Annotated in this window: 10 protein-coding genes and 3 pseudogenes; 7 read left to right on the top strand and 6 right to left on the bottom strand. The window is 70.6% G+C overall.

The annotated features are described in order from the left end of the window. Nucleotides 1–290 precede the first annotated feature (290 nt). The 6 genes and pseudogenes from RV986_RS40465 to RV986_RS40440 form a co-directional block, all read left to right on the top strand. Nucleotides 291–1,517, top strand: coding sequence for an acyl-CoA dehydrogenase family protein (locus RV986_RS40465; protein ID WP_475922147.1), 1,227 nt, complete (start codon nucleotides 291–293; stop codon nucleotides 1,515–1,517). Nucleotides 1,518–1,522: 5 nt separating this feature from the next. Further along, nucleotides 1,523–2,755, top strand: coding sequence for a CaiB/BaiF CoA transferase family protein (locus RV986_RS40460; protein WP_475922146.1), 1,233 nt, complete (start codon nucleotides 1,523–1,525; stop codon nucleotides 2,753–2,755). Next, nucleotides 2,752–3,534, top strand: a complete 783-nt coding sequence (locus tag RV986_RS40455) for a crotonase/enoyl-CoA hydratase family protein (RefSeq protein WP_475922145.1) — start codon at nucleotides 2,752–2,754, stop codon at nucleotides 3,532–3,534. Before RV986_RS40460 ends, RV986_RS40455 begins: the two co-directional genes overlap by 4 nt. Before the next feature lie 92 nt (nucleotides 3,535–3,626). Then, on the top strand, nucleotides 3,627–4,616 hold the full coding sequence (locus RV986_RS40450; RefSeq protein ID WP_475922144.1) for a 3-hydroxyacyl-CoA dehydrogenase NAD-binding domain-containing protein: 990 nt from the start codon (nucleotides 3,627–3,629) through the stop codon (nucleotides 4,614–4,616). Continuing rightward, nucleotides 4,613–5,506 (top strand): 3-hydroxyacyl-CoA dehydrogenase, encoded by an 894-nt coding sequence (locus RV986_RS40445; protein ID WP_475922143.1) that lies wholly within the window; start codon nucleotides 4,613–4,615, stop codon nucleotides 5,504–5,506. The genes RV986_RS40450 and RV986_RS40445 overlap by 4 nt, the downstream gene beginning before the upstream one ends. A 507-nt stretch (nucleotides 5,507–6,013) precedes the next feature. Further along, nucleotides 6,014–6,376: pseudogene (locus tag RV986_RS40440) on the top strand (VOC family protein); the annotation flags it as partial. A gap of 739 nt (nucleotides 6,377–7,115) precedes the next feature. On the opposite strand, the pseudogene RV986_RS40435 reads toward RV986_RS40440, so the two are convergent. Further along, nucleotides 7,116–7,459: pseudogene (locus RV986_RS40435) on the bottom strand (response regulator transcription factor); the annotation flags it as partial. A gap of 1 nt (nucleotide 7,460) precedes the next feature. On the opposite strand from RV986_RS40435, the pseudogene RV986_RS40430 reads away from it, so the two are divergent. Beyond that, nucleotides 7,461–7,804: pseudogene (locus tag RV986_RS40430) on the top strand (MMPL family transporter); the annotation flags it as partial. 253 nt (nucleotides 7,805–8,057) lie between these two features. On the opposite strand, the gene RV986_RS40425 reads toward RV986_RS40430, so the two are convergent. The 5 genes from RV986_RS40425 to RV986_RS40405 all read right to left on the bottom strand — a co-directional run bounded on the left by RV986_RS40425 (nucleotide 8,058) and on the right by RV986_RS40405 (nucleotide 16,397). Continuing rightward, nucleotides 8,058–9,047 (bottom strand): DNA polymerase Y family protein, encoded by a 990-nt coding sequence (locus tag RV986_RS40425; protein WP_475922142.1) that lies wholly within the window; start codon nucleotides 9,045–9,047, stop codon nucleotides 8,058–8,060. Continuing rightward, complete coding sequence (locus RV986_RS40420) at nucleotides 9,044–12,529, bottom strand: DNA polymerase III subunit alpha (RefSeq protein ID WP_475922141.1); 3,486 nt, start codon at nucleotides 12,527–12,529, stop codon at nucleotides 9,044–9,046. Before RV986_RS40420 ends, RV986_RS40425 begins: the two co-directional genes overlap by 4 nt. A 442-nt stretch (nucleotides 12,530–12,971) precedes the next feature. Beyond that, complete coding sequence (locus RV986_RS40415) at nucleotides 12,972–14,129, bottom strand: S1 family peptidase (protein ID WP_475922140.1); 1,158 nt, start codon at nucleotides 14,127–14,129, stop codon at nucleotides 12,972–12,974. A gap of 281 nt (nucleotides 14,130–14,410) precedes the next feature. Then, on the bottom strand, nucleotides 14,411–15,307 hold the full coding sequence (locus RV986_RS40410) for a slipin family protein (RefSeq protein WP_475924610.1): 897 nt from the start codon (nucleotides 15,305–15,307) through the stop codon (nucleotides 14,411–14,413). 193 nt (nucleotides 15,308–15,500) lie between these two features. Further along, the gene (locus tag RV986_RS40405; RefSeq protein WP_475922139.1) at nucleotides 15,501–16,397 is read right to left on the bottom strand and encodes a S1 family peptidase; all 897 of its coding nucleotides are present in this window, start codon (nucleotides 16,395–16,397) and stop codon (nucleotides 15,501–15,503) included. Nucleotides 16,398–16,405 lie beyond the last annotated feature (8 nt).

Below are 16,405 nucleotides of genomic sequence, written 5' to 3'. Positions count from 1 at the left end.
TTGCGGTGGTGACCGCCCGCCGCACACTTGTTCACCTTCCCACCGGCCCGGGCCGGGATCCGGCGCACCCGACGCACTGGACCCGGGTCTGTCTCACCTCTCCCGCACCGGGCGGCGACGGGCCACTGGGGTGGTCCTCGGCGACAACGACACCCCTGCGCGGCGCGGGTCCGGGGGACTGGCCCGAGATCCGCCTTTAATCGCGCCGGAGAGCCGAAACGCCGGGCGCGGAGAACGCTGACGGGCGCGGATCTCCGAGCCATGCCCCCCTGCGCTTGAGGGAGATTGCAATGAGCGGCACGACAACCTTGCCGACACCGGCCGGTCCCTACCTGGACAAAGGACAGCTGCCCGCCGACTTCTACGCCTACGAGGACCTGCTGTCGGACAGGGAGCGGGAGAAGCTCGGGTCCGTCCGCGAGTTCCTCCGCACGCAGGTCGCACCGATCGTCGACGACTACTGGGCCCGGGCCGAGTTCCCCTTCCAGCTGATCGGGGGCTTCGGAGGGCTCGGGCTGATGGACTGGGCCGACCCGGACTCCCCGGAGTCCAAGCCGAGCAACCTCTTCGCGGGCTTCCTCGCGCTGGAGTTGGCGCATGTCGACGCGTCCGTGGCCACGTTCTTCGGCGTGCACACGGGTCTGGCCATGGGCACCATCCTCACCTGCGGCTCCGACGAGCAGAAGCAGCGGTGGCTGCCGGCGATGAGCCGCTTCGAGAGGATCGGCGCCTTCGGGTTGACCGAGCCGCACGGCGGCTCCGACGTGGCCGGTGGCCTGGAGACGACCGCGCGCCGCGACGGCGACGTATGGATCCTTGACGGCGCGAAGCGGTGGATCGGAAACGCGACGTTCGCCGACCTGGTCGTCATCTGGGCCCGTGATGTCGAGACCCGTCATGTGCTGGGCTTCGTCGTGGAGAAGGACACCCCCGGGTTCACCGCGACGAAGATCGAGCACAAGATGGCGCTGCGGATCGTGCAGAACGCCGACATCGTGCTCGACGGCTGCCGCATTCCGGAGGCCAACCGGCTGCAGAACGCGAACTCGTTCAAGGACACCGCCAACATCCTGCGCCAGACGCGCAGCGGCGTGGCGTGGCAGTCGGTGGGAGTGATGTTCGCCGCCTACGAGATCGCCCTGCAGTACGCGAAGGAGCGCGAGCAGTTCGGACGCCCGATCGGCGGCTTCCAGCTCGTGCAGGACCTGCTCGTGAAGATGCTCGGCAACGCCACGGCCTCGTGCGGGATGATGGTGCGCCTGGCCCAGTTGCAGGACGCCGGGGTGTTCCGGGATGAACAGTCCGCCCTGGCGAAGGCCTACTGCACCGTGCGGATGCGCGAGAGCGTGGGGTGGGCGCGGGAACTGCTGGCCGGCAACGGCATCCTCCTCGACTACAAGGTCGGCCGCTTCGTCGCCGACGCCGAGGCCATCTACTCGTACGAAGGCACGCGGGAGATCCAGACCCTCATCGTCGGACGCGCCGTCACCGACGGCCTCAGCGCCTTCGTGAGGTGACGAGGATGACCACCGAATCCGTCTTCACCGGCCTGAAGGTCCTCGACGTGTCGAGCTACATCGCGGCACCGGCCGCGGCCACCGTGCTCTCCGACTTCGGAGCGGACGTCATCAAGATCGAGCCGCCGGGGCTGGGCGACCCCCAGCGGCGGCTGAGCTCCGTGCCGCCCAGCCCCCGGGCACAGGCCAACTACAGCTGGCACCTCGCCAACCGCAACAAGCGCGGCATGGTGATCGATCTCAAGTCCCCGGCGGCCACCGGGATCCTCAAGCGCCTCGTCGAGTGGGCCGACGTGGTGATCACCAACTTCCCGCAGGGCACACGCCAGAAGCTGCACCTCGGCTACGAAGAGGTCGCGGGCTGGAATCCGCGGGTCGTCTACGCCGACATCACCGGCTTCGGGGATACCGGCCCCGACGCCGGGCAGCCGGGCTTCGACCTGACCGCCGCCTGGTCGCGCAGCGGGCTGCTGGCCTCCACCCGGGACGCGGGAGCCCCGCCGACGGTGCCGGTCTGGGGCAGCGGCGACTACATGTCGGCGATCGCCATCTACGCGGCGATCGCAACGGCCCTGTACCGCCGTGAGCGGACGGGGCAGGGGGCCAGTGTCGGGACGTCGCTGCTCGCCGCGGGTGTCTGGGCCACGGGAACGCTCGTGGCCGGCGCGCTCGCCGACGGCACGCCGTTCGAGCTGCACGACCGGAAGGCGCCGGCGAACCCGCTGATCAACCCCTACCGGACCGCGGACGACGAGTGGCTCATGCTGGTCGCCTCACCCTCGCACTGGCCGGGACTGACACGGGCCGTCGGGCACCCCGAGCTGCTGGAGGATCCCCGTTTCGCGGACTTCGAGGGCTTCGTCAAGAACTCCGCCGCGCTGAGCGAGCTGCTCGACACCGAGTTCCGCTCACGGCCCTTCGCCCACTGGAAGGACGCCCTGACCCGGGAACGCGTCACCTACAGCCTCATTCAGACGCCGGAGGAGGCCGCGCGGGACCCTCAGCTGCGCGCGAACGACATCGTCGTACCGCTGGAAGGGGTCCCCGGGCTGAAGGAAACCGTCAACAGCCCGGTCAACCTGAGAGGCGTACCGAAGGTCCCGGCGAAGCGGGCACCGGACCTGGGCGAGCACAACGACGAGATCCTCGCCGAGCTGGGATTCGGCCCCGCCGAGATCGCCGAGCTGCGCGCCCGGGGAGCGATCCCCGGCATCCCGGAAGCGGAGGGGCCGCGATGAGCACGGCGTCCGGAGCGGCCGACCTGGTGCTCCACGAGCGCCGCGGCGGCGTGCTGACCATCACCCTCAACCGCCCGGCGCAGAAGAACGCCGTCGACCACGAGGTCGCGGTACAGCTCGCGGCGGCCGCGGATCTGCTCGACGCGGATCCGGAGCTGTCGGTCGGCGTACTCACGGGCGCCGGCGGGGTGTTCAGCGCGGGCATGGACCTGAAGGCATTCGCCAAGGGCGAGCTGCCGGTGCTCCCCGGCCGGGGATTGGGCGGGCTCACCCGCACGACGGTGCGCAAGCCGTTGATCGCCGCGGTCGAGGGCTGGGCGCTCGGCGGCGGCTTCGAGCTGGTGCTCGCCTGCGACCTGATCGTCGCGGCGGAGGACGCCCGCTTCGGGTTTCCCGAGGTCATGCGCGGTCTCGTCGCGGCAGAGGGCGGACTGGTCAGGCTTCCGCGCCGGCTTCCGTACCACCTCGCCGTGCGTGTACTGCTCACGGGGGAACCGCTGACCGCCGCCGAAGGCAAGGAGTTCGGGCTCGTCAATGAGCTGACCCCGCCCGGCGCCGCGCTGGACGGGGCCCGCGAGCTGGCGGAGCGCGTCGCGCGGAACGCACCGCTCGCGCTGGCGGCCGTCAAGGAGGTCCTGCGCGAGACGCAGGGCCAGAACGAGAGAGACGCCTTCCGGCGCCAGGACCAGCTCACGAGCGAGCTGGTCGCCAGCAAGGACGCGCGGGAAGGCGCACGGGCGTTCGCCGAGAAGCGTGCCCCCGTCTGGCAGGGCCACTGATGCCGGCCACGTCAGCCGCTTCTCTTCCTCTCCCCCGCAACCCGTCCGTGTCCGACTCCGGCCGTATCCGACTCCGGGAGCAGTGACCAGCCATGAATACGCACAACGCCGTCCACCGCGTGGCGATCGTCGGGACCGGCACCATCGGCGCGAGCTGGGCAACGCACTATCTCGCCCGAGGCCTCGACGTCACGTCCACCGACCCCGACCCCGCCGCCGAGGCGGCCCTACGGTCGTTCGTGGCGGCGGCATGGGACTCGGCTGCCTCGATCGGGCTCGCGCCCGGAGCCTCGCCCGATCGCCTGAGCTTCACCACGGACCTGCGTCAGGCCGTCGCGGACGCCGACTTCGTACAGGAGAACGCGCCGGAGCGCCCGGAGCTCAAGGTCCGGCTGTTCGCCGACATCGACGACGCCACACCGCCGGACGCGATCATCGCGTCGAGTTCGTCGGGCATCACGATGAGCGTCATCCAGGCCGAGTGCCGACGTCCGGAGCGGACAGTCATCGGTCATCCTTTCAACCCCCCGCACATCGTCCCGCTGGTCGAGGTCGTCGGCGGGACGAGGACCGCCCCGGAGACGATCCGGGACGCCATGTCGTTCTACACCGCGGTCGGCAAGAAGCCGATTCACCTCAAAAAGGAGCTTCCCGGGCACGTCGCCAACCGGATCCAGGCCGCGCTGTACCGCGAGGTCGTGCACCTGGTCCAGGAGGGGGTGCTCGACGTGGCGGACTCCGACGACGCGGTGTCCTGGGGGCCGGGGCTCCGATGGGGCGTCATGGGTCCCCATCTGCTGTGGCATCTCGGCGGAGGAGCGGGCGGCATCCAGCACTTCATGGACACCCTCATGCCACGGATGGTGGCGTCCTGGCAGGAACTGGGCACCCCCGAGTTCACGCCCGAACTCAGGGAGAAGATCGTGAGCGGCGTCCTGGACGAGGCGGGCGGCCACTCGGTGGATGAACTGGCCGCCCGGCGCGACGCGATGCTCTCGGCCCTGCTGACCGTGCGCGCCCAGCACGACCCGTCCGGCCCGCCGAGCGCCGCAGCCGGCCGCCCGGCGAAGGAGGGATCATGACACAGCGCCAGGAAAGACTGTTCGTACTCGAAGCCAGCAGTGGCGGTCGACTGTTCTCCGTGCACCCCGACGGCTCCGACAAGAAGGTCGTCGTCACCGGGTGCAGGATCCCCGACGGAGTCGCCGTCGATGCCGTGGCCGGGCACATCTACTGGACGAACATGGGCTTCCCCCCGGAGAACGACGGCTCGATCGAACGCGTGGACCTGGACGGAGGCAACCGGACGACGATCCTCCCCAGCGGTGTCACGCACACGCCGAAACAGCTCCACTTCGACGCCGCCGGCCGGAAGCTGTACTGGGGTGATCGCGAAGGCATGCGTGTGATGCGCTGCGACCTCGACGGCTCGGACGTCGAGACCCTCGTACAGACGGGACAGGGAGAAGACGACCGTCGCGACGAGACCAGGTGGTGCGTGGGAGTCGCCGTCGACCCCGTCGGCGGACACCTCTACTGGACACAGAAGGGCCCGAGCGACGCGGGACTCGGGAAGATCCTGCGGGCCGGAATCGACCTGCCCGCCGGGGAGAGCGCGGCCGAACGCGGCGACATCGAGGTGCTGTTCGAGGGGCTGCCGGAGCCGATCGACCTGGAGCTCGACCTCACGCGGCGCATGCTGTACTGGACGGATCGCGGGGACCCGCCGCGGGGCAACAGCGTGAACCGTTCGCCGATGGACCCGCCGGAAGGGCGGCGGACACCCGAGATCCTGTTGACCCACCTCATGGAAGGCATCGGCCTCGCCCTCGATCCGGACGACGGCCGCGTGTACGTGACCGATCTGGGCGGGAACGTCTACGCGGCCGATCTCGACGGATCGAACCAGCGGGAGATCCTCATCCTGCAGGGCAACCTCACCGGCATCGCCCGCGCCGTGCTGCCGACCTGAACGAGGGTCTGGCCGCCGGGTTCCCGTCTCTCGGGAAGACGCCGCCGCGCCGACCGGAGCCGGAGACCGAGAACTCCGCGCGGTCGGTCGGAATTCACCGAGCCGGTCGGCCAGGGCGGCGGGACGTACAGCCTCCGGCCGAAGCGTCGGCGGGCCCGGTCCGCGGCGGCTTCGGCGGCGCGGGCGCGATCGTCGCCGCGGGCGGTGGCGATCTCGCCGAGGTCCCAGGCCATGGTGCCGACGACGGTACGGCGGGTGCCGCGCACCTGAACCGTGCCCCGTACTTCACCGACTCTCGGACTGACCAGGTGGGCTGTGAACTGGGCAGATGCGTCGCGTAGGTGTCCGTGACGGGGTGGGCTCGTTGGCGAGGGCGGTCTCGATCGCGCCTGCGTGCAGGGCTGAGCACACTGGTTGGCGAGCTGACCAGTGCGTTGGTCAGGGAGTTGACCTCCGTCTGGCGGCGGTGCGGATGTCGTCGCAGAGCGCGTGCATAGGATCGCCGGCATGACGCTGCGACCTGTTCTGGTGAACATAAAGGCTCTTGATGACTCGGCGGTCGGCCGGTTCTGGGGGGAGGCGCTCGGCTGGCGTGTCATCGACGAGGAGCCCGGCGTGACCGCCGTCAAACCCGTCGGCTTCGACTGGCTGGACCCGGTCACTGTCTGCGTCGATGTCGTTGCCGTCCCGGAACCCAAGACGACAACAAAGAACCGTGTGCACCTCGATCTCGCCACCACCTCTGCGGCCCATCAGGCGGAGTTGGTCGCGCGTCTCCGGGCTCTCGGTGCGACACCCGTCGACGTGGGCCAGGGCGATGTGCCGTGGACGGTCCTCGCCGACCCGGAGGGCAACGAGTTCTGCGTCCTCGCCCGGTCCTGACGCGGAGCCTTGACGGCACCCCGACAGGTGAGCCTTGTGTGCTCATGCGCCATGGCCCCGGGTGGGTCGGGCTGCGGCGTCTCGGTCGATTCGGGCGGCGAGAGCTTGCGTGTCGGGGGCGAGATCGGCTCGCTGTCGTCCTTGAGAGTCTCATCAAGCGGGAGGCAGTCCGGGAAGCACCGTTCCCGGTGTACGCGGCGAGCACGCTTCCCAGCGCCCCGCTGACCACGGGCGAGTTGAGGATGTCGATGATGGGGCCGCCCCAGCGCCGGAGTCTTCCGGGGCCGGGAGAGCCGTTGGCGGCCTCGCTTTCGAGGCGCGTGGCAAGCTGGGTGAACTCGATCGAGGGTGTCTTCCTCCGGCAGCTCCAGTACCGGTGCAGCCTGCCGCGGGGCGCGGGCGAGCATGACGACTGCCGCAGAACAGGCCGAGCTCCGGCGTCAACAACGGTGAGGTCCCGCTGACCCAAGTGGTGTCTTCAGCCGTTGTCCACGCTTGACCACCCTTGTGCAGGACGGTGGTGAGACGCGCGAGCCCTTCAGGTCCGTAGCCGTCGGCGACGGCGCGGTCAATGGGCGACGGCGCGGTCAATGACGGTCTTCGCGGCGGCGAGTGGGCGTTCGGTGCAGCCGGCGCATGCACACGATGCCCTGAGAGCGGTGACGTCAGCCTCTCACCCGCCTGGGTATGGCGGGTACCTACGGCAGACCCGCGGTCCCCCAGGACCTCAGGTCCGCTGCGTGGAACCGGGGCGGACCATGCCGGTCTCGTAGGCGACGACCACGAGCTGGGCGCGGTCCCGGGCGCCGAGTTTGGCCATGGCCCGGTTCAGGTGGGTCTTGACGGTCACCGGGGTGACGAAGAGTCGCTCGGCGATGTCCTGGTTGGACAGGCCCGTCGCCACCAGCGTCATCACCTCGCGCTCCCGTGGCGTCAGCGCGGCCAGCCGCTCCGGATCGGTGGGACCGTACGCAGCGGGCTGCGAGAGGAACCGCGAGATCAGACCCCTGGTCGCGGCGGGAGACAACAGCGCCTCCCCTCCGCGACGAGGCGGACGGCGTCGAGCAGCTGCATCGAGTCCCAGAAGGCATTCGATCTCCTGGACCAGCGCTTCCCGGGCTCGGCGGCCGACGGAGCGAACGCCCGCATCGTGTCCATCGCGCCGAGCGGAGACGGATCCACGGCCTGTGCCGCCGTTTCCTTCAAGACAGCTGCCGCCGACCTGACCGATGCCGGCAAGGAACACCTTGAGCACGCCGTCGACCAGGCCCGGGACGCGGGCTTGACCGTCGAGATCGGCGGAGACGCTGGGCGACGCAGCCGGCCGTGGGCGGGTCCGCCGAGGCGATCGGTATCGCAGTCGCGGCGGCGGTCCTGCTGATCGCCTTCGGGTCCATGGCCGCCGCCGGGCTGCCGCCGCCTCATCTGCCTGACCCTGATCCCGGCCCTCCTCGGCTTCTGGCCCAACGCCGTGCTCGCGCGCCGGGTCCGAAAGGGACTTTCAGCTCTGTCCGAGGGACTTCCGAGGTACTTTCGGCCGCCTGACGCGGCAAGCCCCCCCCGGAAGATCGGAAAGGGCCTCCGATACAGCCCAGAGGCACTTTCCGAGACAAAACCGCAGGTGGCGGCAGACGCGTCAGGCTGTACGCCGGGTCCTTGGCAAAGGCAGTCAGCCCGCGAGGGCGGCTGGACGTACAGCCTCCGGCCCGAAGCGTCGGCGGGCCCGGTCCGCGGCGGCCTCGGCGGCACGGGCGCGATCGTCGCCGGGGTCCAGGGAGAGCTGACGGTGGGCGGCGGTCGCCGGCAGCAGGTCGTCCGCGCGAATCATGAAGGCGCGGACTCTCGCTCGCTGCAGCCCGAGGGCATTCAGCAGACCCAGGGCAGTCGCGGCGAGGGCGGGTGAGTGGTTGGTGGGTTCCGGCAGCCCGCGGGTACGTGTGGTGGAGCTGCGGTCGGCGTAGCGCACCCTGAGGGTGAGTCGGCCCGCAATCTGGCTTTCACCGCGCAGGCGTCCGCCGATCCGATCGGCGAGTCCCAGGACTGCTCGGTGCTGCTGCGCCGGGTCCAGGCAGTCCCGCTCCAGCACGAGGTCGGCGGTCAGGTGTGCCGCCGGCTCCGACGGGGCGACCGGGCGGGGGTCGTGCCCACGGGCACGCTCGGCCAATAGCCGGGCCGAGCCCGCTCCGAGCAGTCGCTGCAGGGTTGCCGCAGACAGGTCGGCTACCTGGCCGATGGTGTGCAGTCCGTATCTGCTGAGTGTGTCCGCTGTGGCGCGGCCGATCCCGGGCAGTGCGGTGACCGGGCGGGGGTGGAGCCAGTCGGCGGCCTGCCCGTCGCGGATCCAGGTGGTGTGTCCCGGCGCGGAGGCGTCGGCCGCCATGGCCGCCAGCATGCGGTTGCCCGCGAGCCCGGCGCTGCTGTCGATGCCGTAGAGCGCCTTCAACCTCATCATCGTCGTCTGGACCAGGTCGTAGGGGGACAGGTCGAAGTACCGGAGTGCCGACGTCAGGTCGAGCTGGACGGCGTTGGGCGGGACGGCCTGGACGTGGGGCGTGATACCGGACATCAGTTCGATTACGTCGTCGTACTGGGCCTCACTCAGTGCCGCGTGCAGGTGGAGGTGGGCAATGTGCCGCAGGCGTGTGGTCGTCCCGTTCATCCCGCGCTCCCGGGGCTTCGGTGGCCGAACTTCTTCAGATCGGCCGAGCGAGTACCGGCCGGTTGCAGGTCGGCGTACGGGTGGAGGCGGGCACCGGTGGTGCCGTTGGCCAGGGTGCGCTGTGGCTGGGCGGGGACGGGTTGCGACTGTCCCGGAGCCGGCTGGGCGGGGGTCGGGTGCGGGCGGTCGGCGCCGAGGAGGGCGAGGGCGGCCTCGGGGCCGTTGTCGCGGCGGGCGGCGGCGATCTCGTCGAGGTCCCAGGCCATGGTGCCGACGACGGTACGGCGGGTGCCGCGCACCTGAACCGTGCCGCGCACCAGCAGCAGTCCGCTGTGGAAGACGGTGTGCGCGCAGGCCGGGTGGGAGTCCTCGAAGAAGGCCAGGTCGACCAGGCCGGAGCCGTCCTCCAGGGTGACGAAGATGACCCGCTTGCCACTGGCGATCGGCGGGGTCTGCGTGGAGGCCCGTACACCGGCGACCAACACCCGCTGCCCGGCACGAAGTTCGGCCAGATGGGCCGCGTCGGTCGCGCCGATCTCGCGCAGCAGTCGGTGGTGGTGTTCCATCAGGTGCTTGGAGACGTCGATGCCGAGGGTGTTCAACTCGGCACTGAGAGCCTCGCGTCCCGTCATCTCCGGCAGACCGCTCGGCTCCGCCCCGCCCACAGCTCCTGTATCGATGGGGAGTTGACCCTCGTGCGCGGCCCGGTTGCGGGACTGGCGGTGGAGTTCGGCGATCTGGAGCAGCAGATCGCGGCGCGTGAGGCGGCCGTCGTGGAGGCAGTTCAGGGCGCCGATCTCCGCGAGGCGCTCGGCGACCGGTCTGCTGGGACGGGCCCGCTGCCAGAAGTCCGACAGCGATCCGTACGGCTGCCCCTCCTCGATCCGCGCGCACTCCTCCTCGCTGATGCCGTGCACCGCGGACAGCGCGAGCCGCGCCCCCCACCGCTCTCCCCCGGCCTTCTCCACGGTGTGCTTCACCTTGGAGCGGTTGATGTCGACGGGCAGCACCGGCACCCCACGCCGACGGGCGTCGGAGACCAGGACCCGCTTGGGCCACATCCCGGGGTCGTGTTCGAGCAGACCCGCCAGCAGGAACGCCGGGTGGTGCGCCTTGAGCCAGGCGCTCTGCAGGGCGGGTACGGCGAAGGCGACCGCGTGCGCCCGGCAGAAGCCGTACGCGCCGAAGGCCTCGACGGTCTTCCAGACCTCGTCCCGCACGGCCGCGCTGTAGCCACGCGCGCGTGCCAGGCCGTGGAACCAGTCCCTGATCCTCGGCAGCCGGTTCTTGTCGCCGAGCGCCCGCCGGGCGATCTCCGCCATCGCCCGGTCGCAGCCGGTCATCACATGCAGCGTCTCGATGATCTGCTCGTGCCAGATGGTCACGCCGTAGGTGTCGGAGAGGACCGGTTCGAGGTCCGGGTGGGCGTAGGAGGGTGTGCCACCGTGGCGGGCGGCGATGTACCGCTCGGGCATGCCCCCGGCGACCGGGCCGGGACGGAAGAGGCTGATGTCGGCGATGACGTCCTGCGGGTCACGGGGCTGCAGCCGGGACAGCAGGTCCTGCTGACCGGGCGACTCCAACTGGAACAGGCCCAGGGTCTGGCTCTCCTGGATGAGCTTGAACGCGAAGACGTCGTCGAGCGGCACCTGCCGCTGGTCGTCCAGGTCGATGCGGTCGCCGGTGGTTCGTTCGATCTCCGCGACGGCGTGCGCCATGGCGGACTGCATCCGCACACCCAGGACGTCGAGCTTGATGTTGCCCAGCGCTTCGATCTCCTCCTTCGCGGCCATGGCCATGGGGTAGTCGCCCTGCGGGGTGGGCTGCACCGGTAGCCGGTCCAGGAGGGTCGCGTCGCTGATGACCACGCCGCAGGGGTGCATGGCCATGCCGTGGACCAGGGAGTCGAGGCCCTCGGCGAGCTCCCACAGCGGTCCGTACCGGTCCGCCTCGGCCGCCAGCTGACGCAGCTCGGGCAGTTCGGCGAGCGCGCCGGTGATGTCGGAGGCCCGCAGATGCGGAAAGCTCTTGGCGATCCGGTCGACCTCTGCGGGTGCGATGCCGAGCGCGAGACCGGTGTCCCGCAGGGCCCGGCGCGCCCGGTAGGTCTCGGGCATCGCGGTGACCGCCACCCGCTCCTTGCCGAACCGGTCGAAGATCGCGTCGTAGCACTCCAGCCGTCGGGCGGACTCCACGTCGATGTCGATGTCGGGCAGCGAGGCCCGGCGCACACTCAGGAAACGTTCGAACAGCAGACGGTGGTCGAGCGGGTTGGCGGTGGCGATGCCCAGCGCATGGCAGACCAGCGAGCCGGCGCCCGAGCCGCGGGCCGCCACCCGGATGCCCTTCGCCCGGATGTCGGCCACGACCTGGCCGACGGCGAGGAAGTACGAGTCGTAGTGCAGCTCGGAGATCACGTCGAGTTCCTGGTCCAGCCGGTCGAGCGCCACCCGGTCGCGGTCGAGGCCGCGCCGGGCCAGGCCGGCCTCACACTGCCCGCGCAGCAGTTCCGCGGTTCTTCCCGGCTCGGCGCCGAAGAGCGACGGTTCCGGGAAGTGCCGGGCGCCGAGCCCGAGGTCCGCCACCGGGTCGACGGTGCACGCGGCCGCCGTGGCGGCGGTGTCCGCCATCAGCCGGCGGGCCCGCCGGACGTCCGCTCCGGCGCATTCGGCGACCATCCGCGCCACGCTCGCCATCCCTCCCTCGTCCTTGAGCCAGCGCTGCCCGCTGTCCAGGCGGCGCCGGTCGATCGGCCGCAGCAGCCGCGCCGCGTCCAGGACGTCCGCGAGACGGTGCTGGTCCGGGTCGGCGTAGCGGACGGCGTTGGAGAGCACAGCGGTCGTACCGGTGAGGTCGGCCAGCGCCAGGGTGCGGGCGGCCAGCCGAAGGGATCCCGGACCTGTGCCGAAACGTTTCTGCGCAACGACCTCCAACCGGACCCCCCTCCCGAAGATCTCCTTCCAGGGCGCCAGCAGCTTCATCGCGACGTCCTCCCGGCCCACCGACAGCGCCCGCACCGGCTCCGAGAGCGGGCCGAGCAGCACGGTCAGGCCGGGGCCGCCGTATGCGCGCAGCGCCTCCCACGGCACCACCACCGGCGCCGCGCCGGACGCGGTACCGGCATGGGCGGCCGACGTGATGCGGCACAGCCGCGCCCATCCCGCCCGGTCCTGCGCGAGCAGCACGAACCGCAGCGGCGGTTCGATCACGTGCGCGCCGCCGCGCGCCGGGGTGCGGCGGCGCTGGGCGGGCGGCGGGGGCGCCATGGCCTCCACCGCCAGATCGACGCCGAAGAGGGGCCGGACCCCGTCCTTCGCACAGGCCTGCGCGAACCGCACGGCACCGGTGACCGTGTCCCGGTCGGTGAGCGCGAGCGCCGTCATGCCCCGCTCGGCCGCCCGCCGGACGAGCTGCTCGGGATGGGAGGCCCCGTAGCGGACGGAGTAACCGGACGCGACGTGCACGTGGCCGAAGCCCGCCATGCCGCACCTCCATCACTCCACCCCTTTTCAGCCATACGCCCGATATGTTCATCGCACGCTCGTTCGATTACTCTAACTCCATCCACCCTGGTCAGCGATACGATTCGAACATGGAATCGATTCTTTAATGTGTGGGGTGACGGCCGAAACGGGTGTCGTCTCGTCACCTCCACGACTGCGCAAAGGAGTTGGGGTGAGTACCAAGGGCGCCGACGGGTGGGGCGGTCGGGAATCTTCTCTTGAGTTCCACGGGCGATGACCGTCAGTGACAACAAGGAAGCCGAGCGTCACTGTCCGAGGTGGCCTGCGGTCGTCAGCCGATCGAGCGCGCGAAACCGGGCGGCGGGAGTGAGCCCGCACTCGCGCGTCACGCGATCCCTCTCGACGGGCCGCGTCACAAACACCGGTCCGCCCGGTCCTGAACAGGGAGGACGGTCGTGTGTCAGCCGAGCTGGGCGCCGAGGGCCGCCAGTGCCTCGGTGACCGGCTGGAAGAAGGTCTCGCCGCCCGAGGCGCAGTCGCCGCTGCCGCCCGAAGTGAGGCCGAGGGCGGTGGAGCCCGAGAAGAGCGGGCCGCCGCTGTCACCGGGCTCGGCGCAGACGTCGGTCTGGATGAGTCCGTCGACGATGTCGCCGTTGCCGTAGTTCACGGTGGCGTCCAGACCGGTGACCGTGCCGCTGCGCACCTGGGTCGTCGAACCGCTGCGCGTCACCGACTGCCCGACCGTCGCGTCACCCGCCCGGGTGATGGGCTGCGCGGAGCCGTTGTAGAGGTCGACCTCGCTCGGGTGCTCCACGCCCGAGCGGTATCTGACCAGACCGAAGTCATTGCCCGGGAAGCTGGACCGCTCGTTCGTGCCGATCTGCCGGCCGGCGGCGTCCGACCAGGTGGAGATCGCCTCGGTGCAGTGCCCGGCCGTGAGGAAGTACGGCTGCCCGTCCTTGACCACGTCGAAGCCGAGCGAGCAGCGTCCGCCGGCGCCGGTGATCGCGTCGCCGCCCGCGATGAAGGGCTCGAACTCCCCCTTCGTGCGGCGGAGTTCGGCTTTGACGCCGAGCCCGGCGACGACCTCGGTCAGCCGGGCGAGGGCCGCGCCGCCGACCGTACGGTCGGCGGTGACGACGACCTTGCCGGTCCCCGGGTCGGTCGCCCAGGACGTGCCGGGGATGGTCGCGTCCCTCTTGAGCGTCGCGAGGGCACTCGTCAGCCCGGCGAGGGAGTTCCCGACGATTCCGGCCTCGACTCCGCCCGCCCCGGCTCCGCCCGCCCCGACTCCGGCCGTCCCAACTCCGCCCGCCCCGACTACGCCCGCCCCACCCCCGGCCGCCCCGACGCTGTGCACCGAGGCACGGTCGAGCACATGGACGACGAGATGCCCGGCCTTCGCGTCGTCATACGGTCCCGCCGCGCCGGTACCCGACTCCTCGCCGGGCGTCGGGGCGAGCTTTCCGGCCACCCCGACCGAAAGGGTGTGCGGTACGGCGGCCCTCGGTGTCGCGCTCACATTTGCGGTCTGGAAGGTGACTCCCGCGGCGACCAGGGTGGCGACACCCGCGCCCGCCACGGCCGCGTGCCACCCGGATATGCGTCGGTGCTTCACTCACGTCCTCCTGGGGGGCCGGTCGCAGTGGTCGTGGGGGACCTCCGGGACGGAAGGCATAGGGAAGGCATAGGGAAGGCGTACGGAACCGTAAGGCGTACAGGTGCCCACTATTCCGAGGCCCGCAGGAGGCTCACAAGGTCGACTTCGGGAGGCGCGCGCAGCAACGGGCGTACGCCCCCGGCGCCTCGACCCCGAGTGAGCGCACCTCGTGGGTTCGCAGGGCAAACACCGGCCGCGAGTGACCGGTGTGCGACCCGCGAGGTCTCAGCCTGTCCGGATCACGACCCTTCGGAGTCCGGATCCGAAGGGGGCGCGGAGGTCGGCAGTTGCTCCTGCACCGGTTGCTGGACCACGGGCGCCCCCTGCCCGGTCGCCGCCGGGGCCTGCGGGGCCGCCTGGGCCTGCGGGGTCTGCGGGGGCTGTGCCCGTTCCAGGAACCGCAGGAGTTCCACGGGGAAGGGAAGGACGAGCGTGGAGTTCTTCTCGGCCGCGACCGCCACCACGGTCTGCAGCAGCCGCAGCTGGAGCGCGGCGGGCTGCTCGGACATCACTTCGGCGGCCTCCGCGAGCTTCTTCGACGCCTGGAGTTCGGCGTCCGCGTTGATGACCCGCGCGCGCCGTTCGCGGTCGGCCTCGGCCTGCCGGGCCATCGACCGCTTCATCGTCTCCGGCAGCGACACGTCCTTGATCTCGACCCGGTCGATCTGCACCCCCCAGCCCATCGCCGGACTGTCGATCATCAGCTCCAGACCCTGGTTGAGCTTCTCGCGGTTGGACAGCAGATCGTCCAGATCGCTCTTGCCGATGATGGAACGCAGCGAGGTCTGCGCCATCTGCGAGACCGCGAACTGGTAGTCCTCGACCTGGATGACGGCGTCGGCGGCGTCCACCACCTTGAAGTAGATGACCGCGTCGACCCGGACCGTCACGTTGTCCCTGGTGATGCCGTCCTGCGCGGGCACGGGCATCGTCACGATCTGCATGTTGACCTTGCGCAGCTTGTCGACGAAGGGCACGACCATGGTGAACCCGGGCCCGCGCACCTCCGAGCGCAGCCGGCCGAGGCGCAGCACCACACCGCGTTCGTACTGTTTGACGACACGGGCTCCGGCCATCACATAGACCAGCCCCACGGACGCGACGGAGACTCCCGCCGCCACCAGCTCCTCGACCATCACGGCCCCCCAGGGTCCGAAGTGGGCGCATCAGGCACGTACAGCGTCGGGCGCGTACCAGGCGTCAGGTGTGTGCTTCGACGGTAACTCCGGCACCCGAACAAGGGCGAGCCCCCGCACGACAGTTGCGTACGGGGGCTCGCCCACTGCTGGCTGCAGGTTCGGCTGTGCGGGTGCGGAGGGGGACCGTCGATCAGCCGACGCTCACGCCGTAGTAGCTCAGCGCCTCGGTGACCGGCTGGAAGAAGGTCGTACCGCCGGAGGTGCAGTTGCCACTGCCGCCGGAGGTCAGACCGTAGGCGACGGTACCCGAGTAGAGCGGACCGCCGCTGTCGCCGCCCTCGGCGCACACGGTGGTCTGGATCATCTGGTAGACCACGTCGCCGCTGCCGTAGTTGACCGTGGCGTTCAGCGCGGTGACCCGGCCGCTGTGCGTGCCGGTGGTCGAGCCGCGACGGTAGACGGTCGTGCCCACGCTGGGCGTGGCGGCGCTGCTGATGGTCTGGGTGCCGACCGAGCTCGGGTGGGCGACCGTCGAGGTGTATCGCACCAGCGCGAAGTCGTTGGTCGGGAAGCTGTAGCTGACGTTCGTGCCCAGCGTGGTGGACTGGCCCGAGTTGGAGTACCAGGTGGAGGCGACCTCACCGCAGTGGCCCGCGGTCAGGAAGTAGTAGGTGCTCCCGCTGTGCACGTTGAAGCCGAGCGAACAGCGGTAGCCACCGCCGTAGATGGCGTCGCCGCCGGTGATCAGCTTCTTGAACTTGCCCGCTGTGTGCTTGATCGTGAGGGCCGCGGAGTTGCCGCCCGCGTCCTTCTTGATCTTCGCGATCTCGGCCTTGGAGACCGTGCTGTCGACGGTGACGACCACGCGGTTCGTCTTGGCGTCGACCGCCCAGGCGGTGCCCGCGATGTCGGAGTTGAGGACCGACTTGTTCACCGTGCTCAGCTGGGTGGCGCTGAACGTCTGGACGTCGGATGCGTTCGCGGTGGGGACGGAGAACGCGGCGGCGGCCAGGAGTCCGGTGGTCACGGCGATCAGCCGGGTCCGTCTCGCTATACCGCTACGGGGGGTGGTGCGCTTGATCCTCACTTTTCGTT

It is taken from the genome of Streptomyces sp. RLA012 (assembly GCF_056270325.1).
The sequence above is the reverse complement of the archived record's forward strand: the minus strand, read 5'-3'. Positions and strand labels throughout refer to the sequence as shown.

What these genes read in the sequence shown, in the direction of transcription:
- RV986_RS40410 (WP_475924610.1), bottom strand. Translation starts at nt 15,307, where the DNA reads ATGGTCGAGGAGCTGGTGGCGGCGGGAGTCTCCGTCGCGTCCGTGGGG.
- RV986_RS40460 (WP_475922146.1), top strand. Translation starts at nt 1,523, where the DNA reads ATGACCACCGAATCCGTCTTCACCGGCCTGAAGGTCCTCGACGTGTCG.
- RV986_RS40425 (WP_475922142.1), bottom strand. Translation starts at nt 9,047, where the DNA reads ATGAACGGGACGACCACACGCCTGCGGCACATTGCCCACCTCCACCTG.
- RV986_RS40450 (WP_475922144.1), top strand. Translation starts at nt 3,627, where the DNA reads ATGAATACGCACAACGCCGTCCACCGCGTGGCGATCGTCGGGACCGGC.
- RV986_RS40445 (WP_475922143.1), top strand. Translation starts at nt 4,613, where the DNA reads ATGACACAGCGCCAGGAAAGACTGTTCGTACTCGAAGCCAGCAGTGGC.
- RV986_RS40455 (WP_475922145.1), top strand. Translation starts at nt 2,752, where the DNA reads ATGAGCACGGCGTCCGGAGCGGCCGACCTGGTGCTCCACGAGCGCCGC.
- RV986_RS40465 (WP_475922147.1), top strand. Translation starts at nt 291, where the DNA reads ATGAGCGGCACGACAACCTTGCCGACACCGGCCGGTCCCTACCTGGAC.
- RV986_RS40420 (WP_475922141.1), bottom strand. Translation starts at nt 12,529, where the DNA reads ATGGCGGGCTTCGGCCACGTGCACGTCGCGTCCGGTTACTCCGTCCGC.